The sequence below is a fragment of the Pseudomonas lijiangensis genome (assembly GCF_018968705.1).
Lineage (GTDB): Bacteria > Pseudomonadota > Gammaproteobacteria > Pseudomonadales > Pseudomonadaceae > Aquipseudomonas > Aquipseudomonas lijiangensis.
Genome location: NZ_CP076668.1, coordinates 5,397,131 through 5,420,967 on the forward strand (window position 1 = coordinate 5,397,131; position 23,837 = coordinate 5,420,967).

At 60.1% G+C, this 23,837-nt stretch carries 14 protein-coding genes; 2 read left to right on the forward strand and 12 right to left on the reverse strand.

Features of this window, described 5'->3' with window-relative positions; translation table 11 throughout:
• Window positions 1-56: 56 nt before the first annotated feature.
• Complete coding sequence (locus tag KQP88_RS23010) at window positions 57-6,323, reverse strand: Ig-like domain-containing protein (protein ID WP_216704275.1); 6,267 nt, start codon at window positions 6,321-6,323, stop codon at window positions 57-59.
• Between the two features lie 145 nt (window positions 6,324-6,468).
• A complete protein-coding gene (locus tag KQP88_RS23015; RefSeq protein WP_200995240.1) occupies window positions 6,469-7,305 on the reverse strand; it encodes a sulfotransferase family protein in 837 nt (278 codons plus the stop codon).
• 413 nt (window positions 7,306-7,718) lie between these two features.
• On the opposite strand from KQP88_RS23015, the gene KQP88_RS23020 reads away from it, so the two are divergent.
• A complete protein-coding gene (locus tag KQP88_RS23020; RefSeq protein WP_216704276.1) occupies window positions 7,719-8,312 on the forward strand; it encodes a phage tail protein in 594 nt (197 codons plus the stop codon).
• 47 nt (window positions 8,313-8,359) lie between these two features.
• Window positions 8,360-8,671 carry a DUF6916 family protein gene (locus KQP88_RS23025; protein ID WP_200995242.1) on the forward strand — a complete coding sequence of 104 codons (312 nt, stop codon included), beginning with the start codon at window positions 8,360-8,362 and terminating at the stop codon, window positions 8,669-8,671.
• On the opposite strand, the gene KQP88_RS23030 is transcribed toward KQP88_RS23025, so the two are convergent.
• The 10 genes from KQP88_RS23030 to pilG form a co-directional block, all read right to left on the reverse strand.
• A complete protein-coding gene (locus KQP88_RS23030) occupies window positions 8,672-9,169 on the reverse strand; it encodes a GNAT family N-acetyltransferase (RefSeq protein WP_200995243.1) in 498 nt (165 codons plus the stop codon).
• 33 nt (window positions 9,170-9,202) lie between these two features.
• On the reverse strand, window positions 9,203-11,299 hold the full coding sequence (locus tag KQP88_RS23035) for an HlyD family efflux transporter periplasmic adaptor subunit (RefSeq protein ID WP_216704277.1): 2,097 nt from the start codon (window positions 11,297-11,299) through the stop codon (window positions 9,203-9,205).
• Window positions 11,300-12,622, reverse strand: coding sequence for an efflux RND transporter periplasmic adaptor subunit (locus KQP88_RS23040; RefSeq protein WP_216704278.1), 1,323 nt, complete (start codon window positions 12,620-12,622; stop codon window positions 11,300-11,302).
• Complete coding sequence (locus KQP88_RS23045; protein ID WP_216704279.1) at window positions 12,619-13,404, reverse strand: efflux RND transporter periplasmic adaptor subunit; 786 nt, start codon at window positions 13,402-13,404, stop codon at window positions 12,619-12,621. Before KQP88_RS23045 ends, KQP88_RS23040 begins: the two co-directional genes overlap by 4 nt.
• 424 nt (window positions 13,405-13,828) lie before the next feature.
• Window positions 13,829-14,299, reverse strand: a complete 471-nt coding sequence (locus KQP88_RS23050) for a chemotaxis protein CheW (protein ID WP_198729158.1) — start codon at window positions 14,297-14,299, stop codon at window positions 13,829-13,831.
• On the reverse strand, window positions 14,292-20,270 hold the full coding sequence (locus tag KQP88_RS23055; protein ID WP_216704280.1) for an Hpt domain-containing protein: 5,979 nt from the start codon (window positions 20,268-20,270) through the stop codon (window positions 14,292-14,294). Before KQP88_RS23055 ends, KQP88_RS23050 begins: the two co-directional genes overlap by 8 nt.
• A gap of 44 nt (window positions 20,271-20,314) precedes the next feature.
• The gene (locus tag KQP88_RS23060; protein ID WP_200995249.1) at window positions 20,315-22,357 is read right to left on the reverse strand and encodes a methyl-accepting chemotaxis protein; all 2,043 of its coding nucleotides are present in this window, start codon (window positions 22,355-22,357) and stop codon (window positions 20,315-20,317) included.
• A gap of 79 nt (window positions 22,358-22,436) precedes the next feature.
• Entirely contained in the window at window positions 22,437-22,976 is a 540-nt protein-coding gene (locus KQP88_RS23065; RefSeq protein ID WP_025262260.1) for a chemotaxis protein CheW, read from the reverse strand.
• Between the two features lie 14 nt (window positions 22,977-22,990).
• Window positions 22,991-23,356 carry a twitching motility response regulator PilH gene (gene pilH, locus KQP88_RS23070; protein ID WP_002551739.1) on the reverse strand — a complete coding sequence of 122 codons (366 nt, stop codon included), beginning with the start codon at window positions 23,354-23,356 and terminating at the stop codon, window positions 22,991-22,993.
• A gap of 42 nt (window positions 23,357-23,398) precedes the next feature.
• Window positions 23,399-23,809 carry a twitching motility response regulator PilG gene (gene pilG, locus KQP88_RS23075; RefSeq protein WP_025262261.1) on the reverse strand — a complete coding sequence of 137 codons (411 nt, stop codon included), beginning with the start codon at window positions 23,807-23,809 and terminating at the stop codon, window positions 23,399-23,401.
• Window positions 23,810-23,837 lie beyond the last annotated feature (28 nt).

The following is a 23,837-nucleotide window of genomic DNA, read 5'->3' on the forward strand; positions in this document are numbered from 1 at the left end:
CCCACATTCTTTTTTATAAGCGCCGGGATTTGCCGGCGCCTGACTCAAACGCTGTTTCAAGCCTGCACTTCACTGATACCGGCTTTCCCCAAAGCCCATGCCAGTTCATGCAGTTGTTTCTGCTCGCCTTCTTTGAGCAATTGCAGCTGCTGCTCCAGGGTCAGCGCGCCAAAGCTGCCGCGAATACCTTGTGACGATTCGCTTAACCCACGGCTGCTGCCACTACCGAAAGCACCTTGTGACGAGGTGTCAGTCGAGGACTCGCGAGTGAAGAGCGTCGACAATGTGCTGTTGCCGAACACGCCGCCTTCCCCGTTACCAAAGCCCAGGAAACCGCCGTTGGAGGCTGCGTTACTGCCAGGCGCATCCGACGTGAAGACTTGAGCGATGAAGCTGGGTGCCAGCGCGCCGTTGCTGATGAAGATATTGCCCACCGGTGGCAGGCTGCCGCCTGTTGTGCGCTGCTCGAACAGCGGCGCGAAACTCAGTGGCGAACCCAGGTTTCCGGTCGGCGGGCCAAACAGCGATGGCTGCAATGGCAGGTTTGGCTGGCTGGTCAGCGGCACCGAATCGGCAATACGGAACTGTGGATCGCCACCTTGGGAAAGGGTCGCGATCGCGTAGTTGCCGGAGTTGGTGATACCGATACCGGCATTGCCTGCCAGGTCCGTCACACCGCTGCTGTCCAGGGTGATGAAGTTGCTCGGATCCAGCGTATTCGCTGTCGGCGTCAGGGTCGCGGACCAGGTCAGGCCACCATCGCTGCTGGCCAGGTTGGACAGGGTGCCGTTGGCCACACTGAGATCCGAAAGGTCGAAGTTGCTGACACGCTCGCTGAAGTTGAAGGTCACCTGAGTGGTCTGACCCGTGGTCAGGTTCGGGTTGGCAATCACAATACTCGCAAGGCTCGGCGCCTGGCCGTCAATGACATAGTTGGCCGAGTTGATGACACCGGAGCCGGCATTGCCCGCCAGATCCGTGACATTACTGGTGTCCATGACAATGAAGTTGCTCGCATCGCTGATATTCGCCGTTGGCGTCAGGGTTGCGGTCCAGGTGATGCCGCCGTCGTTGCTGACCAGATTCGACAAGGTGCCGTTGGCCACGCTGAGGTCCGAAAGATCGAAGTTGGTGACCGCCTCGCTGAAGGTAATCGTGACCGGCGAGGTCTGGCCGATGCCCAGCGTGCTGTTGGCAACCACGATGCTCGCGACAGGACGCGCGGTATCGATAGCGTAGTTGTTGGAAACGGTCGTGCCGCTGCCGATGTTGCCGGAAGCATTGGCAATGCCGGTGTTGTCCAGCGTGATCAGGTTGGTGGCATCGGTCACGTTCGCGGTCGGCGTCAGGGTTGCCGTCCAGGTGATACCGCCATCGCTGCTGCTGACAGCACTCAAGGTGCCATTGGCAATCGTCAGGTCAGCGTTGGTGAAACCGGTCACCGCTTCGCTGAAGGTGATAGTCACCAGGGAGGTTTCACCGACCGCCAATGCGCTGTCCGCGACCACAATGGTTGCGGTCGGCTGCTGGGTGTCGATAGTGAAGTTGCCCGAATTGACGATACCGGTTCCGGCGTTGCCTGCAAGGTCCGTCACGCCGCTGCTGTTCAGGCTGATCACATTACTGGTGTCAGAGCTGTTGGCATTCGGCGTAAAGGTCGCTGTCCAGGTGATACCGCCATCGCTGCTGCTGACTGCGCTCAAGGTGCCATTGGGAACTGTCAGGTCGGCGTTGGTGAAACCGGTGACCGCTTCGCTGAAGGTGATGGTCACCAGCGAGGTTTCGCCTGCTGACAGAGCGCTGTCTGCCACAACGATGCTCGCGGTAGGACGCGCAGAGTCGATCGCGTAATTGCCCGAAGTCGTGAGGCCAGTACCTGCGTTGCCCGCCGCATCGGTCACGCCACCGTTATTCAGGGTAATGACGTTACTGGCGCTGGTGAGGTTGGCAGTCGGCGTCAGGGTTGCGGTCCAGGTGATACCGCCGTCGCTGCTGCTGACTGCGCTCAGGGTGCCATTGGCAACGTTGAGGTCGGCATTGGTGAAACCGCTGACCGCCTCGCTGAAAGTGATGGTCACCAGCGAGGTTTCACCGATGGCCAGAGCGTTGTCGGCCACGACTATGGTCGCGGTCGGACGTTCTGTATCGATGGCGTAGTTGTTGGAGACGGTCGTACCGCTGCCCGAGTTGCCTGAAGAGTTGAAGAACCCGGTGTTATCCAGCGTGATCAGGTTGCTGGCGTCGGTCAGGTTGGTGGTCGGCGTCAGGGTGGCTGTCCAGGTGATACCGCCATCGCTGCTGCTGACCGAGCTCAAGGTGCCATTGGCAACCGTCAGATCGGCATTGGTGAAGCCTGTTACCGCCTCACTGAACGTAATGGTGACCAGCGAGGTTTCACCGATTCTCAACGCAGTGTCCGACACCACAACGGTGGCAGTCGGTTGCCGGGTATCGATGGTGAAGTTGGACGAGTTGGTCGAGCCGCTCCCGGAGTTGCCAGCCAGATCCGCCACACCGGAATTATCGAGCGTGATCAGGTTGCTGGTGTCGAAGACGTTGATATCGGGCGTATAGGTCGCCGTCCAGGTGATACCGCCATCACTGCTGCTGACTGTGCTCAAGGTGCCATTGGGGACCGTCAGGTCGGCATTGGTGAACCCGGTTACGGCCTCGCTGAACGTGATGGTGACCAATGAGGTTTCACCAACCGATAGCACAGCATCGGCCATGGTAATGGCCGCAGTCGGGCGCAAGGTGTCGATCGCGTAGTTATTGGAGTCGGTAGTACCCGTGCCTGCGTTGCCTGCCGCATCGGACACGCCAGTATTGGCAAGAGTGAGGACGTTGGTGTTGTCGGTGATATTAGCCGCAGGCGTGAATAGCGCTGTCCAGGTCACACCGCCATCGCTGCTGCTGAGCGAATTGAGTGTACCGTTGCTCACAGTGATGTCTGCCAGGGTGAAACCGGTCACGGCTTCGCTGAAGGTAATGGTCACCAGCGAGGTTTCACCGATGTTCAGGGCGTTGTCGGCCACGACTATGGTCGCGGTCGGGCGCTCGGTATCGATGGCGTAGTTGTTGGATACGGTCGTGCCGCTGCCCGAGTTGCCGGAACCGTTGAAGAACCCGGTGTTATCCAGCGTGATCAGGTTGGTAGCGTCGGTCAGGTTGGCGGTCGGCGTCAGTGTGGCCGTCCAGGTGATGCCACCGTCGCTGCTGCTGACAGCGCTCAACGTGCCATTGGCAACCGTCAGGTCGGCATTGGTGAAACCTGTCACCGCCTCGCTGAACGTGATGGTCACCAGCGAAGTTTCACCGATTCTCAATGCGGTGTCCGACACCACGATGGTGGCAGTCGGCTGGATGGTATCGATGGTGAAGTTTGGCGAGTTGGTTATACCGGTCCCGGCGTTGCCGGCCAGGTCGGTCACGCCGGCATTACTCAGCGTGATCATGTTAGTGGTGTCGGCGATATTGATATTAGGTGTATAGGTCGCCGTCCAGGTAATACCGCCATCGCTGCTGCTGACGGCAGTCAAGGTGCCGTTGGGGACCGTCAGGTCGGCATTGGTGAATCCGGACACGGCCTCGCTGAACGTGATGGTGACAATCGAACTTTCACCGATGGAAAGAGCGGTGTCCGACATTGTGATAGACGCTGTCGGGCGCAAGGTGTCGATCGCATAGTTATTGGAGCTGGAGATACCTGCACCGACGTTGCCTGACCCATCGGTGACACCGCTGTTGTCCACGGTAATGATGTTGGTGCTGTCAGCAATGCCGCCGACCGGCGTGAAGGTGGCTGTCCAGACTATGTTGTTGCTGGTGGTCGGAGTACTCAAGGTACCGTTTTGCACAGTAATGTCGGCAACGCCGAAACCGCTCACCGCTTCGCTGAACGTGAAGGTGACCTGCGCGGTTTCACCGATACTCAAGGTCGTATCGGAAACCACGATAGTGGCAACCGGACGGGTAGTGTCGATTGAATAGTTGTTCGATGGGGTCGTGCCGCTGCCCGCATTGCCCGACAGATCCTGCACGCCGGCCATGTTGAGGTTTATCGCGTTGGTCGCGCTGGTCAGATTAGAGTTCGGCGTCAGGGTTGCGGTCCAGGTAACACCGCCGTCACTGCTGCTCACCGCGGTCAGTGTGCCGTTGGCAACCGACAGATCAGCGTTGGTGAACCCGGTTACCGCTTCGCTGAACGTAATGGTGACCAGTGAGGTTTCACCAAAGATCAGCGCATTGTCAGACACCACAATAGACGCTGTCGGAGGGACGGTATCACTGACCACATAGTTGTTGGACGTCCCGGTGCCCGTACCGATATTGCCCGCTGAGTCCTGCACGGCAGAACCGGCCAGGGTAATGGCGTTGCTCGAGTCACCGACATTGCTGGCCGCCGTCAGCGTGGCAGTCCAGGTGATGTTGTTGGTCGTGGTGAGGCCGCTCAGCGTGCCGTTTGGAACGGTAATCTCGGAAATATCCAGACCGAACACCGGCTCACTGAAGGTGAACGTCACGGCAGACGTGCCACCCGAACCCAGAGACGGGTTGGCAATCACGATGCTGGAGATGGTGGGTGAAGTAACGTCAGAGTTGTAGGCGGTGTTCAGCGTTCCACCGTCATTGAAAATATTGCTGACGCTCGCTGGCGATGTACCGTTCGTACCACCACTGGTTGCCTGGCCACCCGCACCGCTGCCCCCCACGTTACCGGTCATTGCCGCGTTGTTGGTCGCCGTGATGTTGAGCGTGCCTCTGTTCCAGATGGCACCAACACCACGACCTCCGTTGCCACCGATCGAGCCACCACCGCCGCCACCACCGCCTGCTGCGATGTTGCTGCTGATGGTCGAAGTACCGATGATCGCCAGGGTTCCGGTGGTGGAGTTATAGATACCGCCTGCTGCCGATCCGCCTCTGCCGCCGTTTGCGTCGAAGCCCGAGCCGCCACCACCGCCGCCGATGGTCCGCCCGCCTGAGGAAGCGGTACCGCCGGCACCGCCATTGGTATAGCCATAAGGCGCACCCACGCCACCGGCGCCACCACCACTTCCGTTACCACCACGCCCACCGAAATAGATGGTGCTGAAAGCTGCACCATTACCGCCCGTGTTGGCCGAAGGAGAGGACGGACTATAGGAGCCGGCACTACCACCGGCAGCACCATTCTGGCCACCGATACCGCCGCCACCACCGCCGCCACCACCGATATTAGGTGACAGCACACCACCGCCACCGCCACCACCAGCAGCCGAGTTTGCAGTGACGGCAACGTTACGCAGCGTCAGGTTACCCGCGTTATTGATACCTGCACCCAATGCATCAGCCGCCGCGATGGCCGAACCACTGGAGGCACCTGCCGTACTGGCCAGGCCTCGTGTGATGATCAGGCCGTCAAAGGTGGCCGTCGTACCGGAGGTGACACGGATCACGCTCGTTCTATTCTGACCGTCGAGGGTGACGTCAGCCACGCCGTCGTTGTTCAAGTCGCCATCGACGGTGATATTCCTGTTGACCACCAACTGGGAGTCGAGCAAGACGGTCATGCTGCTGGCGAAGGTCACGATGTCGCCGTTCTGAGCACTGGCAAGGGCCGCACGCAAGGTGCCTGCGCCGGTGCTGCTTGTAGAGGTGACGGTGAAAGTCGCCAGCCCCCACTCGTACGAGTTCATCGCCTGCTGAGACAAGGCACTGGCACTTTCGATGGTGCCGGTCGCGATCTCCAGCGTCCAGTCACCGCCCACGCCTGTGCGGTTGGTCGATGCCGCGATGTCACGGCCGGTCAGGCTCGCCAGCGAGTCGACGAAACTCAGGCCCAACTCGCCCTCGGCGGTATTACAGGCGTAAATCAGGATATCGCCGCCGGCGACCATGTCATGGCCGATCTCGGCCAGCAAAGCGCTGCGCTGGGCAATGTTGTCCGCCGACAGATAGCTGTTGCCCAGCCACAGATCGCCCGAATTGCCGTGGGCAATGATCTGCACCGAGCTCACGCCCTGGTGGGACTCAAGATAATCGGCGATCTGTTGCAGGCCGTCCTTGGTGGCATCGAGCATGACCACCTGGGCACCGGGCGCAACACCCACCAACAGGCTGTCGGCATCCTTGACCCGGGAGTCGACGAAGACCACGGTATTGCCTGTCACGGCAGTCGACGTGGTAGTGATATCAGCCGTGGCAGCCGATTGCGCATGGCTGTCGCTACCGGTGTCCTTGGCGCCAGCCTGATCGGTAGTCTTGGCAGCCTCGTTCGTCGCGTTGCTGTCGGATTGAGCGGCATCGGCCACGGTGGCAGCCACAGCGCCGTCAAACAACATCCGCGGCTCAAGCGACATGATCATGGGGGAAGCGGAGGATTTCGCACCCGAGGATGCCCGCTTTACGGTCGGCGACTTCTTCTTATTCCACCACATGCTGCTCACCCGGGATCGAACGCTGTAACACTGATATGGAAAACCGCGATCAACTGACCGCGGCGTCTGATTTCATGCGAATGACGTTGGCAGCGCTTGCCGAACCGTCATTCCAGAACGACAACTTTGAATATTGCTCAAACAGGTCGGGCGGCAGGATCGTGTGCCTGGTTTCGAAGGCAACCCTGGGTTTTACCTTGTGCAGGCCGGAGACGCCCAAGGCATCGTCGAACTGCGGCGCGTCATAGGAAAGGTTGTTGAAATCGTGGGCAAACCAGGGCTCGCCGATGAATTCGTACACCAGGCGCATGACTCGCTCCGGTGCCTGGGAAAGCAGGTCGTAATCGATCAACAGCAGCGAATCGGCATGTTCGCCGTAATAGGCTTCCTTGAGCGAAGCCCAGGCAAAACCCACCAGACGATTGCGTTGCGCAAGGGTCTCGACGCGGCTGTAGACGGTGTTGCGCTCGGCATCGTCGACAAACAGCTTGGTGTTCTCGAACGGATTGTTGCGATACACGCGCTCGATGCTGTCCATGATCCAGGCCACATTGCGCACGCAGGCAATCACCTTGGATTTGGGGAACAGGTCCATCAAGGCGGGCAGGCGTGAAGACCAGCCGCGGCTTGTATCGAAGACGATGGATTTGTCGGTCTTGTCGGCGTAGTAGCTATCGAAAATCCCGCGCAGCAGGCGGCGGCGAGCGTCGGTGTCGATAACGGAGGCGAATTCGCTGCCAGCACTGCACTGGCCCAGAACGCTGGAGAACAGCGAAGCGACCGGGCTGCTCATGCCAGCGTGAAAGCGAGGGTTTTGCAGAAGGATGGCCGACAACAGGGTAGAACCCGAACGTGGCAGACCCGATATGAAGTGGAAGTCGTGCATCCCGTGCCTGCCTGTTCCTGTCCGTCTGGAAACCAATGTCAGCCTAACGTAACAAAAAATACTCGAATAGTATTACTTCGACATTAGTTCCCTGAACTTGAGCCCATATCGTCACAAAACACGCATATTCAGACGCGAAAGCCTTTATTTCCGGGCTTTACCGTTTTTTTGGATGATAGTTATCAGATGAACGGTCGTGGGAAACGCTAAAAATTTTGTAGCCCTTTTCCTGAAATGGAGGAGGGAGAAAGCATCTTTATCAACACACCGCGTCAAAATGTTTCAATCACGACATGCATGTGTAAAAGCAAAGCAGTTCATGAAACACCAACTACGCTCTCATCTTGCCACTACTGCAGGCCGAAGCCTGGGTGGCTCACGCATTACCCATAACATAGGAAGGATGAGGGTTTATGGAAGTTTTTATGGGCTCGATCATGACGTTCGGCTTTCCCTTTGCACCCAATGGCTGGGCGCAATGTAACGGCCAGACGCTGAACATCAGTCAGTACAACGCCTTGTACGCGTTGCTGGGCGTCATTTATGGAGGCAATGCATCACAGAACTTCATGCTGCCCAACCTGCAAGGCAGGGTGCCGGTCAACCAGGGAACCGGCCTCAACCTGACCAACAGAGTGATCGGCACTGCGTCGGGCGTTGAAAAGGTCACGGTCGCCATCGCCAACATGCCGGCTCACGTACACCAGATGAGTGCCCTGACAGCGACAACCACCATCAACCTGGGCGCCCTGCCAAGCACTACCGGATCCATTGTGCCAACGGCTACCAACAGCTATATCGGAGGCACAACAGCCGGCCCGACTTCCGCCAACATGTTTGCACCGGACCTGGGAACCGGAGCGCCTATCGTGCAGAAAGGCGTCTCGACCGCTATCAGCGGGACCATGCAGTCCGTTGGAGGTAGTCAGCCTCTGGATAGCATGAACCCTTTTCTGGTCGTGAACTTCAGCATTGCCCTGCAGGGTCTTTTCCCTACTCGCAACTGATCCGCCCGAGCCCAGGGAAGGGCTCTTCCCCTTGCTGGAGTCGTTCCATGCTGCAAGACATTACCGTCGAACATTTCCGTACACTGCTGGGCAGCACCTGCTCGCTGCAACTGGACGATGGCAGTCAGTTGCCGATTGCCATCTCTTCCATCGATGAAAAACCGCTGGCGCGCCTGTCCGACAACCAGCGCCTGCCCTTCAGCGTCAGCCTCAACTCACTGGAGCCCAGCGCCTTCGTCGATGGCCTGTGCGCCCTCGATCTGCCGGAACTGGGCAGGCTGGAAGAGATTTTTGTTTCCCGAGTGCCGCCCATGGGACGCGATGCAAACCTGGCTTATTACTGCATCAGCTTCAACTGATCAGCCCGCCTTGGCCTGGCCCGGATACCAGACCAGACGCTCCGCCGCCACATCCCGCTCCTCGACCTGAAACCCCAGCGCCAGATAATGCTGGCGCGCATGGGGGTTATTGGCCCAGACCACCGTCGCAACGGGGCAACAGACCTTTTCGGCGGCTTGCTGCACACCTTGCAATACCGTGCGCCCATAACCCTTGCCCCGGGCTGCCGGAATGAACGCCAGATACAACACACGGATTTCATTGGGACCAAAGTCCACCACCAGCGCGCCGATCAGAGTGCCGAGCTTTTCGATCACGTAATGCATCGCATTGGGAAACTCACCCCCCAGGCCGGCTTCCTGCACACGAAATTGCTGGGCAATGACGTCCTCAACCAGATCACGCTCGCCATCGATCAGTTGCAAATCGGGCCTGGCCGAATGGTAGAGCGACTGAATGAACGGGCTGTCCGTATCACGTGAAGGCCTGACTTCAAGCCCGTCTGCATTGTTCAACATCAGTGTCGTCCTCTTTCCCTGGAAACCACTTTTTCAGAAACCGCTTTCACGAACCCCCAGGGCCGCCAACCTGCGCCAGGTTGCCCCCAAGAGCGATTCACTTCGGCCTTGCAACACCGCAACCCCGCGCAACGGCTGGGTGGGTGCTTCGATATCGTCCATCACTTTCAGGCGTACCCCGTATTGCGCCTGCACCGGCTCCGCACGCTGATTCTCGTCGCGGCGCACGGCGATCGGCCCGTGGTGATCGGACGCCAGAGCTTCCTGATCCAGATAGGACACGCCGTTGGCATCCACATCCAGTAACTCGACCTGCAGCGACGAGCGCATGGGGTCGTCCGCGATAAAACGGCCCTTGTCACCCGGAGCGATACGCCACAAGGCATCTTCAGCCAAATACCCCCGAATCCGGGTGCCGCCCTCGACGACACGGGCCAGAGGCGTCTGGGTCGAAACCCAGCGGCCCGGAGCCAGTTGCGGCATGAGGTCGCGAACCTGACCGGCCTGTGGAGCACGTACCAGCAAACGCTCACGCTGAGCTGCCAGACCGCGATACTCCGCCACGGCGCTGGCCAGACGCTGCTCGATGATGCCCACATCCGCCACCGTCTCGCTGCGCCCGGCCTGACGACGTATCTGCAATTGCAGGATTTCGATTTCACGACGCACGATGGCCTGGCGCGAATCGACATCCGGCGATTCCAGTTCCACCAGCACTGCGCCCTGCTCCACCTTCTGGCCGTCCTGCACGTTCACCTGCCTCACCCGTGCGGCGACCGGCGCATGGAGTGCCGTAACCCTGCCTGCTTCCAGCATGACCGGCAGCTCGACACTGCTGTGCCAAGGCACCACCAGCAGCAACACCAGCGCCAGAAGCCCTGCGCCACTGAGCAACACACGCGGCGTATGGGCCTGCTCGCGATTTGCCCACCAGTGACGCGTTTCCTTGAAGATCGGCAGAAAGATGAACCAGCCCAGTTCCACCAACATCAGGAAAATCCCCAGCAACTTGAAAAACAGGTGATAGACCGCCAGCGCGATCCCGAAAAACAGCACCGCACGCCACAGCCAGGACAGATAACCCCACCACAGCAGACGCCGTTGCATGGTTGGCGTCCAGGGCTCGGGCGCTGGCAGGCCGTAACCGAACAGGGCTTCGCGCAAGCGCCAGCGACACAGGGCAAAGGCGCGGCCCTGAAGGTTATCCACTTCCCAAAGATCACTGATCAGAAAGTAACCATCGAAGCGCATGAACGGATTGAGATTGACCACCACCGTCGTCAGCCAGGTCGCGCTGGCGAGCATGAACGCAGCCGTGCGTGCCGGCCCGTCGGGCAGCAGTGACCAGGCCAGCAGCGCGATACAGGCCAGCAGCATTTCAGCCAGCACACCGCCTGCGCCAATCAGCAAACGGGCGCGTCGGTCATTCACTCGCCAGGCATCGCTGACATCGGTGTAGAACAACGGCAGCAACACCATGAACGCAACGCCCATGCTCTGCACGCGACACCCGGCACGCTTGGCCATGAAGGCATGGCCGAACTCATGACAGAGCTTGGCAAAAAACAGCGCCGCACCGAACGCCAGCGCACCGCCGAGGCTGAACAGATGCGGGAAGGTGCCGATAAAGCGCTGCCAGTCCCGCGCCACCAGAAATATCCCGAGCCCCAGCGTGGCAGGCAGGCCATAGCGCAGGATGCCGGGACCAAAGCGCTTCAACCAGGGCCAGGCGCGATTGAGAAATGCATCCGGGCGCCACAGAGGAATGCGGAAAAACAGGTATTGATGCAGCAGCATCTGCCACAGCCCCTGACGCGAAGCCATGGCCTTGTAGGCATAGCTGGCGCGCTGATCCGGGTCAGTCGAGGCGATCAGGTCATGGCTGCGCAGAAAGATCAGCAGCTCTTGCACTTCGTCATCGCCCAACGGCAGACCGGGCTCACGATTGGCGGCCTGCAGCACCTGCGCAGGATCACCCAGCGACCAATGCCGCAACAGGCGGATAGCCTGGGCACCCAGCTTGAAATAACGACCGCGTATGGGATCGGCCAGCGTCCAGCGCGGCGACCCGTCGAGTGCAGGGGCCGCAGAAGTGAGTTGCAGATCCGCCCGCAGGCTGGGCAGCGCCATTTACAGGCCTACGCTCTGACGCAGACCTGCCAGAGGCCGGCGCAACAGATACAACGCCAGGGGCGCTCGCTCGCCAAAAACCTTGGCGGTGCCGCGCAGACCGATACGCGGAGGCGGTGAATCCAGGAATGAGGCGTCCAGGCGATAGGCCAACTGGCCGCCGGGCGTCGGCTGAGCCTCATAGGCCGCACGCTCCAGGCGAGCGGAGTGACGATGCAAGGGATCGCTGTCCAGGAACAGAGCAATTTCCGCGTCCGGTTCAAGAGCAATGGCATCTCCCACCGCCAGTTCGATACGCAGCTCGGCCTGGGATGGATCAGCGATTTCCAGCAGGCGTTCGCCGGTCTGGACCGGTTTGCCTGTCCAGCGCTGGGCATCGGCGAAAACCGCAATCCCGTCACGCTCGGCGCGGACTTCACTGCGCTTGAGCAATTCACGTGCGTAATCGCGCTCTGCGCGTTTCTGCTCGACGCGAGCGGCCAGCAAGTCGACCTTCGAGTTTGACTCGGCATCGGCAAACGCCCGCTGCGAGTTGGCTTTCAGCTCGGCCTCGGCAACACCCAGGGTGCGCTCGGCCACGTCGGCCTGAGCCTTGAGCGTGGTGTTTTCAAAACGCACCAGCAGGTCGCCGGTCTTCACGGGCTGGTTGGGCTTGATCAAAAATTCGGCAATCACGCCGTCCAGCGGCGCAGCCACCACACGACCGGCCAATGGCACGACTTCGGCAGGCGCCAGAACCGACTGGCGAACCGGGATCAGCAGGCTCAGCAGCGCAAGAGCCACCAGCAGCACCTGACGCTTGCGACTCCAGCGCAGACGCCAGGGCTTGTGCGGCGCCAACGCCAGCCACGCATGGCTGTAGGTATCACCCAATTGCGAGAGCAGAACCTGTTCGGGCGCAGCCCAGGGTTTGTCGCGGGCCAGCCACAGGCCACCGAACACTTCGCCCTTGTGGTCCAGCAACGGCAGCCAGAACACATGGAGGGCCGACAGGCTTTGCCAGTCTTCACGTACCGAATCGCTGAGCGACTCCATCGCCACGACACTGGCCGGCTTGGCCTTCTCCAGCTTGAACAATTGCGCGACTGCATGCTCGACGAACGCGACAAAGGGCGCATTGGGATCAATCACGCTGACACCGGTCACTGCTCGCACCTTGCCGGCAATCACCAGCGCGGCATGACGAAAGCCAAACAGTGGCTGACCGTCATTCACCAGGCTGTAAGCCAGTTGATCGGTCGTGCGGGCGGCGCGGGTCAGTCGTTCAAGATCAAGAAACTGGGCAAAGACCCGCTCTACCACGCCGGGCACAGAGGCGTTCACTTAAGCTCCGGGAAACGAGCCGTTCCGCTCATGCCCGCCAGCAGGCCTTCGGACTTTGGCAGACCGGCTACCAGCAGCAAGGTCTGGCTGCCTTCATCGATTCGCGCACCGAAGCGCTTGATAGTGGCGGTCAGTGGCTTGCCGGTTTCGTCAGGCACGAAACTGAACGTCTGCCCGGCCTTGAGCTTGCCCATCCAGCGGGACGGCACCAGAAGGTGGATTTCCAGAGTCCGGTTATCGACGATCTCCAGCAGCGGCGTGCCGGGGGAAACACTTTCATAACGCTGGACCTTGCGCTCCACGACCTGCCCGTCATACGGAGCGATCACGCTGCAACGTTTGACCTGGACCTGAAAGACACTGGATTGCGCCTGGGTTTCGGCGACACGGGCTTCTGCACGTGCAACCTCGAAACGACCCACCGAATTGAGCGAAGCCAGTTGCCGATTGTGAGCAAGCTCTTCATTGGCACCGCGACTGGCGGCCTGGGAGGCATTGAGCTGGGCCTGATAGGCCGAGCAGTCGAAGCGAGCCAGCATATCGCCCTTGTTGAAGGTTTCACCTTCGCGCAGCGGCAGGTCGACAATACGCCCGGCCAGCTCACTGGCAAGCACCGCCTGATCCTGCGCCCGCAACACCCCTCGCGCCTCACTGGCAGAAGCAGGCTGGACACCGGCAGATGCAGCGTTATCCAACAACGGGTCAACCTCGGCCGGCGTTTGCGCCTGAGCGACACACACCACACCCATCAACCCGAAAAACAAACCGTGCAAATACCGCATACCGGAGACTCCTTGTCGGATGAAGTCAGTCTACGGCAGCAGTGATAAGCGTCAAGCCAATAGCCAGTATCTTTGCCGGGGGTTGAATCCGGGAAAGGTATGCCTTCACTGATCGGACTTACAAAGTAGGAGCGAATTTATTCGCGAGAGGACCGTACATCCAAAGAAAATGCATCGTCTTCAATGACGCCTCGCGGATAAATCCGCTCCTACTAAGTCAAACACCTGTGGGAGCGAATTCATTCGCGAGAGGACCGTACATCCAAAGAAAATGCATCGTCTTAAATGACGCCTCGCGGATGAATCCGCTCCTACTAAGTCAAACACCTGTGGGAGCGCCCGTACATCCGAAGAAAATCTATCGCCCTCAACAACGCCTCGCGGATAAGCGGAGCGCCGCCCGATCCGCTCCTGCTGAATCGCCTCAAACCAGCCCCGCATCCACCACTCGCTGTTCAAGCGCCACGAGATCGGGGATGCGGGCCACGGTGTCTCCGGCCTGGACGGCGGCCAGTTCCAGTTCGGCGAGGGGCACGTCCACGTAGCTCAACTGGCTGTCGACCTTGAATGAGCGCGGAATACCCTGGGTCAGCAAGGCGATGAAGCGGACTTCATTTCGCCCACCCAAGGCGTTGAGGACGACGATGCGCGCACGGCCTCCTACACGAGGTCGGCCGCCGCAGGCGGCTTCGAAGCTGATCAGGGGCAGTTTCAGGTCACGCCAGCTGATCGGCCCCAGATACCACTCGGGTGCGTCAGGTTCGGCAGTGCAGTCCTGATAGTCGATCAGTTCCGCGACCGCGACATTGGGCAGCAGCAGGGAGCGGTCGCTCAAGGGCAGGAGCAGCCCGGTCAGGGTGGTGAGGCGGCTGCTCTGGAAGGTTCTTTCAGGCATTGACCTGGCTCCAGTGGGCAATGCTCTGCAGCAGCACCGACTCTTGATACGGCTTGCTCAGGTAGTCATTGACCCCGATGGCCATGGCCCGGTCGCGGTGTTTCTGGCCGGAGCGGGAAGTGATCATGATGATGGGCAGGTCCTTGAGCTGTGGGTCGTGGCGAATCTGACTGGCAACCTCGAAGCCGTCCATGCGGGGCATTTCGATATCCAGCAACATCACATCCGGCGTGTGTTCCTGCAGCAGGCTCATGGCGTCGATACCGTCCTTGGCGGTCAGCACATGCATGCCGTGGCGCTCCAGCAAACGGCTGGTGACTTTGCGCACCGTCACCGAATCGTCCACCACCATGATCAGCAGAGGCCGGGTGTGTTCGGTTTCGCTGAAAACAGGAGCAGCCAGCCCTTGTGACTGTTGCATCTGCGAGCGACCTTGCAGGGCACGGATCTGGGCCAGCAGGTCAAGAATGAAGATCACCCGGCCATCGCCCAGAATGGTCGCACCGGAAATCCCTTGAACCCTTGAGAATTGCGGCCCCAGGTTCTTGACCACGATTTCCCGGGAGCCCGCCAGCGCATCGACCTGCACCGCCAGCCATTGCTCTTGCAGATGCACCAGCAACACCGGCACAGACTGCAACTGACCGGCAAACCTGGGCTTGCCGCTATTGAGCAGTTCACCCAGATAACGCAATTCATAACTGCGCCCGCCGTAGTGATAGCGCGGTGGGCTGCTCTGGTAACAGGCCTCCAGGTCGGTGGACATGACCTGCACGATGCCGTCGACGGTATTGAGCGGCACCGCATACTGCTCTTCGGCGCACTGCACCATCAGGGCACGGTTGACCGACACCGAGAAAGGCAGACGAATCCGGAAGCGCGTGCCCTGCCCCGGCACCGAATCGATGACGATCGAGCCGCCCAGTTGCTTGACCTCGGCATGCACCACATCCATACCGACCCCACGCCCGGAAATCTGGGTGATGATTTCAGTCGTGGAAAACCCGGCCTGAAGAATGAAGGGCAAGACTTCGTCGTCGGAGAGCTGCGCATCCTCCTGAATCATGCCGCGCTTGATGGCCTTGCGGCGCACGGCAGCGATATCGACACCGGAACCGTCATCGCTCAGTTCAATGACGATATCGCCGCCTTCATGCATCAGATTCAGCTGGATATGGCCCTGCTCCGGCTTACCGGCAGCGAGGCGTCTTTCGGTGCTTTCCAGACCATGATCCACCGCATTGCGCAGCATGTGTTCCAGCGGCGCAACCATGCGTTCGAGGATCGTGCGATCCATTTCGCCGTCGGCATTGCCCACGTCGAAACTGACTTTTTTGTGCAGTTGCGCAGCAACCTGACGCACCACCCGACGCAAGCGCGGCACAAGCCGCTCGAAAGGCACCATGCGGGTCCGCATCAGGCCTTCCTGCAATTCCGTGTTGACCTTGGCCTGCTGCTGCAAGAGGGTTTTCGCATCCCGGGCGCGACTGCCCAGGGTTTCTTTGAGGTCCATCAGGTCGGAGGCCGACTCGAACAAGGCTCGCGACAATTGCTGAAGCTGCGAATGTCGATCCATTTCCAGCGGGTCGAATTCTTCATAACCCAGGCGCTCGGCCTGAACCTGATCGCGACTGAGAATACGGCCCTGGGTTTCCATATCCAGACGCCGCAACTGGTCGCGCATACGCTCGATGGTGGTTTCCATCTCTACCAGCGTGATTTGCGTGTCGATGATCTGCTGTTCGATCCGCCCACGGAAAATCGAAGTTTCACCTGCCAGATTGACCAGTGTCTCCAGTTGCTCGGCGCCGACCTTGACCATTTCCGGGCCACTGCGCTCGGCTTCCGGCTCGGTATTGCCCGGCGTCGCGGGCACAGGCTCCGGGGCCTCGATAATCGGTGTTTGAACCACAGGCTCGAGGCTGGCCAGTTTCTGGATGTTCTCGATCAACAAGGCAGCGCTGGGCAAAGGCTTGTCTGCACGCACCGCATCAAGCATGTCGACCAACAGATCATGGCCGCTTTGCAGCAGGCTGATCATCAGCGGGCCTGGCTGAAGGTCGCCACGTGAAAGCCCTTCGTAAAGGGATTCAAGTTCGTGGGCCAGATCGCCGATGGGAGCAATTTCGACCATGCGCGCACCACCTTTGAGGGTGTGCAGGTCGCGCAGCAGGTTTTCCACTTCCAGCAGGTTCTGCGGATCGGCTTGCCAGCGCGCCAGGGCAGCGCCCGAGCTTTCGCTGAGGTCGTAGCCTTCTTCGAGGAAGATTTCCAGCAGTTCCGGGTCGCGCTCCGGGGCATCCTCGGTTTGAGGCTCAGCCGGTTCGCACATCTGCTCGGCCTCGCTGTCTGCGGGAACGAAGGTGCCTTGACGGAAGCTGCCGATGGCCTCGATCAGTGGCGCAGGATCGGTCAGTCGATGATGGTCCTGCAGTTGCTCCAGCATGCGCGCCAGATGGTTGTGACTGGCGCGCAACAGACCGGCAAGTTCCGGTGAATAGCTGTAGCGCCGGTCGATCAGGCCCTCGTAAAGAACTTCCAGTTCATGACCCAACGCCGCCACCGGCATGATATCGGCCATCCGCGCGCCGCCCTTGAGGGTGTGCAGATCGCGCTGCAAGGACGGTAACGGCAATGGGCTTTCGGGATCTTCCAGCCAGCGCTGCAATGATTGTCCGGCGCTGTCGAGGATATCGACGGCTTCTTCAAGAAAGATTTCGACGATCTCGTCGTCAAGATCAGCCACCTCGGCACCTGACGCTTCACTGGCCAGTTGTGCGGTGGCTGCATCGAACTCCGTAATGCTCGGCGCTTGCACACCGTCACTCTTGATCAGGCCCATGGCGGACGGGTCCAGCGCCTCGTCGAGCAGTTCATGCAAGGCGCGAATGCATTCGGGACGCGGATCGACATTCTGACCGGCCGCCACCTGGTCGAGCATGTTGATCAAGGCTTCATGGGCATTTTCGGCTTCGCTGAAAAAGCGCTCACTGACCGCAAGACTGCTTTCTTCCACAGCGCCATAAAGGTCCAGCAAGGCCTCGCACAGCTCATCGACCTGAGGCAGATCAGCCAGATGGGCGCCATGGCCAAGGGTGGTCAACTCGTCGAGCAATGCGCTCAGTTCCTGTCGCTCACCAGGGTGCTCGCGCCAGCGCTGCAACAGGTTCTCGGCATCCAGGACAATGTCCATGCCTTCGGCCAGGAAGGTGGCGATCAGCTTGGGGTTGTGATTGATGCGCAAGCCGCTGTCCGACTCACGCAGCGCACTGGTCAGGCGCTCGTTGAGCAACGTATGAGCCGCCTCGATCAATCTGGCAGCTCCCGGAATCTCGGCCAGCGGCTTGCTCTCCAGTTGCTCGAGGCCCTTGCGCAGCAAAGGCTCGGCACTGCGCAACAGCTTGAGCTCAGGCGCGCCGATGGCGATCAGGTTGGCCTTGTACTCGCGCACCAGTTGGTCCAGCGGGCTCGCCAGTTCGGCAATCGGCAAAACGCCGGCCATGTGCGCACTGCCCTTGAGGGTATGCAGCGAGCGCAGCAAGGCATCGGTGATGGAGGGCGAAGCACTTTGCGCGGCGTGATCGAGGAAGCGGTTGAGCGCCCCCAGATGCCCATAGGCCTCCTGACGGAAAATCTCCAGCAACTGCGGGTCCAGCGCTTCTGCTCCATGGCGGGCAGCCGGGATGCTTTTGGGAGGCTCAAGACCGTTGGCCAGTGCATGGGCGCGGGCGGCCAGGGTATCCACATCGTTGCGCTGGCGCTGCGCATCACTGGCAAAGTCGTCGATCACCGAAGGCAGCAAGGCAAGCACTTCAGTCAGCAATTGCTGCACTTCCAGGCCCGCAAGAACATCGCCTTCCAGCACCCGGTTAAGCAGGTTTTCAACCGACCAGGCCAGCTCACTCAGAACCAGGGCGCGAACCATGCGCCCGCTGCCCTTGAGGGTATGGAACGCCCGGCGCACTTCGGTCAATGCGCTGCTATCGCCATGGCCGGGAGTGCCAAGCGACGCAAACCAGCGCGGCAGGTATTCACGCAGCGCATCCAGTACTTCCTCGGTTTCTTCGAGGAAGACTTCGCACAACTCCTGGTCCACGGCCTCCTCACCCTCGGGCGGAGGCAGCAGGCTGGCGGGGATATGGCGAGCTGGCGGGTTGACGGCAGACACCGGGCTGGCCAGGACCTGAGCGATGGTCTGCGTCGGACTGACCAGCACCTGCCGGTCATCCAGCTCCAGCAATTCGTCCTGAGTGATGACTTCGTCCAGCAGCGGCACATCCAGCGTGTCCGGTGCAGGCGAGTAACCCAGCCGGGCGAGGCTTTGCTGGGCCAGGTCCAGAATCTGGTTACCCGGCGCCTCGTGATCCTCGCCCATGCGCTCCAGGTAATACTCGACCCCGGTCAGGGTATCGGCCAGGCAATCGAGCTGAGTCCATGAAGGACGGTTGTCGTCCACCAGCAAGTGCTCGACGATGTATTCGTTGCAGGCGGCCAACAGGCTCGCCGCCCTGGCCAGAGGAATCATCGCCAGAGCACCACGCACCTGGATCAGCAAGGCACACAGCGGCTCAAGCCGCTGGCGATCCCACTCGCCATCGATGTAATCGAGCACCACATCCTTGGCTTGCTGCAGGACAATCCGTGCTTCGCGGATCACCAGTTGGTGAATCTGCATCAGGTCAGTGGTGGGCAGACGACTGTCTTCCTGATTGGTCTGCTCGGTAGGGCCGATCATCCCGGCCAGTGTCGACTCGACATACAGCAAGGCACCGGCCACATCCATCAGCGCGGCATCATTGGGTTCTCGCTGCCCTTGAGCGAGACCTTGAACCACTGCCAGTTGATCGATGATGACCTTGCGCGGCTGACCAAACCCAAGCACCGCCAGGGTATCGGCAATCTGGCGCAACGGCGGCAGCAGCGGATTGAGTTCGCTGACGTGCTGGCGGTCACCGCGCACGAACACATCAAGCCGCTCCTTGACCCGCACCAGCCCTTCGCACAACGCAACGATCACCGAACGCATGGCATCGCGGTCCGGCCCGGCCATGCGGGCGCGCTCTTCATTGACCACGTCATTGCCGGGCAAGGCTTCCGCCAGGGCGTACTGATCCTTGAGGTCCTGCATCTTCGGCGCCTGGCTGTCGGACTTGGCGATGTAGAACAGCAGGCTTTTCAGCAATTCTTCAGGCGCGGGCTGGTTGATGCCGTCGATACCCTGCTCCAGCAGGCGCTTGAGTTCCTTGTCTGCGTCCTTGAGCAGGCTGCGCAACGCCGGACTGTTGGTGAAGTTGCCGTTGAGCATGGTTTCGACCAGCGCCGAAGCGATTCGCCACAGCGGCCCAAGCGGCGCATCTGCACACAAAAGCTCCAGCCGGGCGAACACCTTGGCCATGAAACCCAGCTGAGCCTTTACATCCTGCTCACGCATCAGGCCCACCAGCGCAGCCTGCAGGGTATGGCGCAACTTGCGCAGCAACTCGGGCAATTCCGCAGTATTGCGCCGGGCCAGTGTCTCGGCATCGAGCGGCGGGACGACGACCAGTTGCGGGGCAAACAGGCTGGTTTCAGAGAGCAGGCTTTCACCACGGGCGCTGCGCAGGTCATTGAGCAGCGGCAAGACCACCAGCGGCAGGTCACGCCGTGCGGACTGGACCCGTTCCAGATAAACCGGCAACTGGGTCATGGCCTGATCCAGCAACTGCATGGACTCGGCCAACTGGCTGACCCGATGCTGTTGCAGGGCCAGAACCAGTTGCTCGATTTCCTCGGCGAGCAGGGCCGCGCCATAGAACTCGATCATCTGCAGGCTGCCGTGAACCTGATGTACAAGGTTCAGGCATTCATCCAGGGCAGCCGTGTTCGCCGGCTCGCTGGCGAATGCGTCCAGCGCCTGACGGGCCTGCCTGAGTGTTTCGGCTATCTCGCCCTTGAGCCATTCCAGAGCGACATAATCGCGGCGGTCAGCCATGAGTCCTGCCTCTTACCCGATCAAGACTGTTCATTTCCAGGGCATCATCCGATTTCTCTGGATGGCGGCAAGGTAAATCCCGACACCGAGCGGCGCATTTCGCTGGCCATTTTCGCCAGGTTGCCGATGCTCTCTGCGGTGGCGGCAGTACCCGAAGTCGTTTGTGTCGAGGTTTGCTGGATCACGGTCATGGTCTGCGAAATCTGCCCGGCAGACGAGGCCTGCTGGCGAGCCGCGTCGGTGATACTTTCGATCAGTTCGGCCAACACCCTGGAAACACCCTCGATCTCTTCCAGCGCGACACCGGCATCCTGCGCCAGCCGTGCGCCGCGCACCACCTCGCTGGTGGTCTGTTCCATGGAAATGACCGCTTCATTGGTATCGTTCTGGATGGCCCGCACCAGCATTTCGATCTGTTTGGTCGCGGACGACGAACGCTCGGCCAGACGCTGTACCTCATCGGCAACCACCGCAAAACCACGCCCGGCATCCCCCGCCATGGACGCCTGAATGGCGGCATTGAGGGCCAGGATATTGGTCTGGTCGGCAATGTCATCGATCAGGCTGACGATATCGCCAATTTCCTGCGAGGACTCGCCCAGGCGCTTGATGCGCTTGGAGGTGTCCTGAATCTGCTCGCGAATGTTGTCCATGCCATGGATGGTGTTGTGCACCACCTCGTTGCCCTTGTTGGCAATGGTGACCGAACGCTCTGCCACCGCCGAGGATTCCGAGGCGTTGGCGGAAACCTGATCGATGGAAACCGCGATGTCGGTGATTGCTGCCGATGCGGCGCTGATCTGCAACGCCTGATGCTCGGACGCTGCCGCCAGTTGCGTGGCGGTGGTCTGAGTTTCCTGCACCGCTGCCGCGACCTGCTCGGCGGTGAGGTTGATGGTCACCACCAGTTCGCGCAATTGATCGATGGAATAGTTGATGGAGTCGGCAATCGCACCGGTGAAGTCCTCGGTCACTGACGCGGTCACAGTCAGGTCGCCATCGGCCAGGTTCTCGATTTCATCCAGCAGCCGCATGATCGCGTTCTGGTTGCGCTCGTTCTTCTGGGCGGTTTCGCGCAACTGGCGATTGGTTTCGCGCACCATCACCAGACCGATCAGGATGATGGACATCAACGCCAGCAGGCCCAGCACGTACTCGCCGATGGAGTTGGCAGAACGGGTGGTCGCCAGATTTTCCAGGCCGCTGGCCAGCACCGATGCTTTCTCCAGCAGGGTCTGCGAAGTATTGAAGATATTGCCGGACGCTTCACGCACCTGGAACAGCTCGGAAGACGTTTCGAGGATTTCGTCGACCGAACCGGACACGAACTCGAACAGTTCGGAGATTTCCGCCAGGCGCGTACGGGCATCGCGGTCCTCGACCTGAGCGATGCGCATGCTCGAATTGCCTTCGAGCATGCCGTTGAGCACACGCCCGAACTGGCTGGCATCACGGCCAAAGGCATCGGCGGCCTGCACGGCGGTTTCGTCACCGGACAGCACGATATTCACCGCACCGAGGATTCTTTCCGCCAACAGGGCCTGACGTTGCGCCAGGACGACCTGACTGGCCGGAGCGTGACTCTTGAGCAGGATTTCAACGACCTTTTCGTACTCGACCTGCAATTGCGGGATGGTCTCGGACAAGGTCGCGGCCACCTGATGCAGGGACAGCACCGTCTGCTCGCTGGCCAGAATAACATCGGCACTCTTGCGCAGGTTCTCCCAGTCGTTCTGCACGGCGCGTAACTCATCACGAACGGCAGAAGGCGCAGCCGGAAGGCCCGTGGCTGGATCGCCCTTCTTGAGATAACCCCAGCGCAGGTCGAAATCGTTGCGGGCATCGGTCAGCAACTTGAACGCCTGGGCCTTGCCGGCCGCCGCTTCGGTGGCGTTCTTGGCGATGCGCTGGGACAACACCCGCAGCTCACCGGCATGGCCGATGTACTGTTTGTCGTAGTTCGACTGGGTATTGAGATAAGTGAAGTTGGCGAACAACAAAATGATGAAAACGATGAGCGCGACGAACAACAGAATAATCTGCGCCCGGCTCTGTGCGCCTTCCAGTGACCTGCCAGTCTTACTCATTAAATCAGGCCCCCGCCTGGACCAACCGCGATTCGTGAAACAAACACGCCCGACCAGATCGGGCGGACCGACCTGCCGCTTACAATGCCACGTCCATGAAATCAGGAGACTGTGTCAGCGCCCAGGGGCTGAATACCAGCCAGGCCTGCTCACGCAGAAATTGCCCGCGCAGGAACGGCACCACGGCCATGTCCGGCGCAACAAGGGTTTCGGGCATCAGGCTCAACTGACTGAAATGCTGCATACCAAAGACTTCATCCACCACCAGACCCGCAAACACGTCCTGATGCTCAACGACCAGCACCCGCCGTTGCTTGCGAACCGTTGACAGTTCGTGACCGAAGAAACCGCACAGATCCATGAGCGGCAACAGCCGCCCGCGCAGGTTTGCCATGCCGACCACCCACGGCTTTACGCCAGGCATCACGGCATAACGCGGCTCGTGCAGGATTTCGGCGATTTCGCCCATGGGCGCCACGAAGCGTTGCTCGCCCATGCGAAAGCCGATGCCGCTCCAGTCCTGCTGGTGGGTTTCCTGCAACGGCAGACCTGCCGCCAGAGATCGACACCGCTGATCGATATCGAGCAGCAGCTCAAAGGCAGTACGTGGCTCGACCATGGAAAGCCCGGCTGTCAGCCGGCCAGCACCGCGTTCAGGGTTTTCATCAGGGTTTCTTCGTCCACCGGCTTGGTCAGGTAATCCCTGGCGCCCTGGCGCTTGCCCCAGACCTTGTCGGTTTCCTGATCCTTGGTGGTGATCATGATCACCGGGATCATGTTGGTGTCGGCATCCTTGGTCAGCTGGCGCGTGGCCTGAAAACCGTTGAGCCCCGGCATGACGATATCCATCAGCACGGCATCGGGTTTTTCCTGACGGGCCAGGGCAACGCCATCGGCGCCATTTTCAGCCTTCAGCACCTCATGGCCGTGCTTTTCCAGCATGCCGGTGAGTTTGTACATTTCGGTCGGCGAATCATCGACGATCAATATTCGAGCCATGGTGTTCCCCATCAGGTGCGAAGCCGCGATCAGGCGCGGGCATCACGAAATTTGTTGTTCTACCGCAACGAAACCGGGCACGTGGGCCTTGATGGCGTTCAGTAGCTCTTCCTTGCTGAAAGGCTTGGTCAGAAACTGGTCGGAACCGACGATCCTGCCCTTGGCCTTGTCGAACAACCCATCCTTGGAAGAAAGCATGATGACTGGCGTCGACTTGAAAGCCCTGTTGTTCTTGATCAGTGCACAGGTCTGATAACCGTCCAGACGCGGCATCATGATATCGACGAATATGATTCGCGGATGATTATCGGCGATCTTTGCCAACGCATCGAAACCGTCTATTGCCGTGATGACTTCACAGCCGACGTTCTTGAGCAGCGTTTCGGCGGTACGGCGAACGGTCTTCGAGTCATCGATGACCATGACCTTCAATGCTGTGGCGTACTGTTCCATATCTGTTCTTCCGTCGCCGCAGCGATTT

Coding starts and splice junctions, on each gene's coding strand:
- pilH (WP_002551739.1), bottom strand. CDS start 23,356: ATGGCTCGAATATTGATCGTCGATGATTCGCCGACCGAAATGTACAAA.
- KQP88_RS23035 (WP_216704277.1), bottom strand. CDS start 11,299: ATGGCGCTGCCCAGCCTGCGGGCGGATCTGCAACTCACTTCTGCGGCC.
- KQP88_RS23025 (WP_200995242.1), top strand. CDS start 8,360: ATGCTGCAAGACATTACCGTCGAACATTTCCGTACACTGCTGGGCAGC.
- KQP88_RS23010 (WP_216704275.1), bottom strand. CDS start 6,323: ATGTTGTTTGACGGCGCTGTGGCTGCCACCGTGGCCGATGCCGCTCAA.
- KQP88_RS23055 (WP_216704280.1), bottom strand. CDS start 20,270: ATGGCTGACCGCCGCGATTATGTCGCTCTGGAATGGCTCAAGGGCGAG.
- KQP88_RS23065 (WP_025262260.1), bottom strand. CDS start 22,976: ATGGTCGAGCCACGTACTGCCTTTGAGCTGCTGCTCGATATCGATCAG.
- KQP88_RS23045 (WP_216704279.1), bottom strand. CDS start 13,404: ATGCGGTATTTGCACGGTTTGTTTTTCGGGTTGATGGGTGTGGTGTGT.
- KQP88_RS23015 (WP_200995240.1), bottom strand. CDS start 7,305: ATGCACGACTTCCACTTCATATCGGGTCTGCCACGTTCGGGTTCTACC.
- KQP88_RS23020 (WP_216704276.1), top strand. CDS start 7,719: ATGGAAGTTTTTATGGGCTCGATCATGACGTTCGGCTTTCCCTTTGCA.
- pilG (WP_025262261.1), bottom strand. CDS start 23,809: ATGGAACAGTACGCCACAGCATTGAAGGTCATGGTCATCGATGACTCG.
- KQP88_RS23050 (WP_198729158.1), bottom strand. CDS start 14,299: ATGCCTGAAAGAACCTTCCAGAGCAGCCGCCTCACCACCCTGACCGGG.
- KQP88_RS23030 (WP_200995243.1), bottom strand. CDS start 9,169: ATGTTGAACAATGCAGACGGGCTTGAAGTCAGGCCTTCACGTGATACG.
- KQP88_RS23060 (WP_200995249.1), bottom strand. CDS start 22,357: ATGAGTAAGACTGGCAGGTCACTGGAAGGCGCACAGAGCCGGGCGCAG.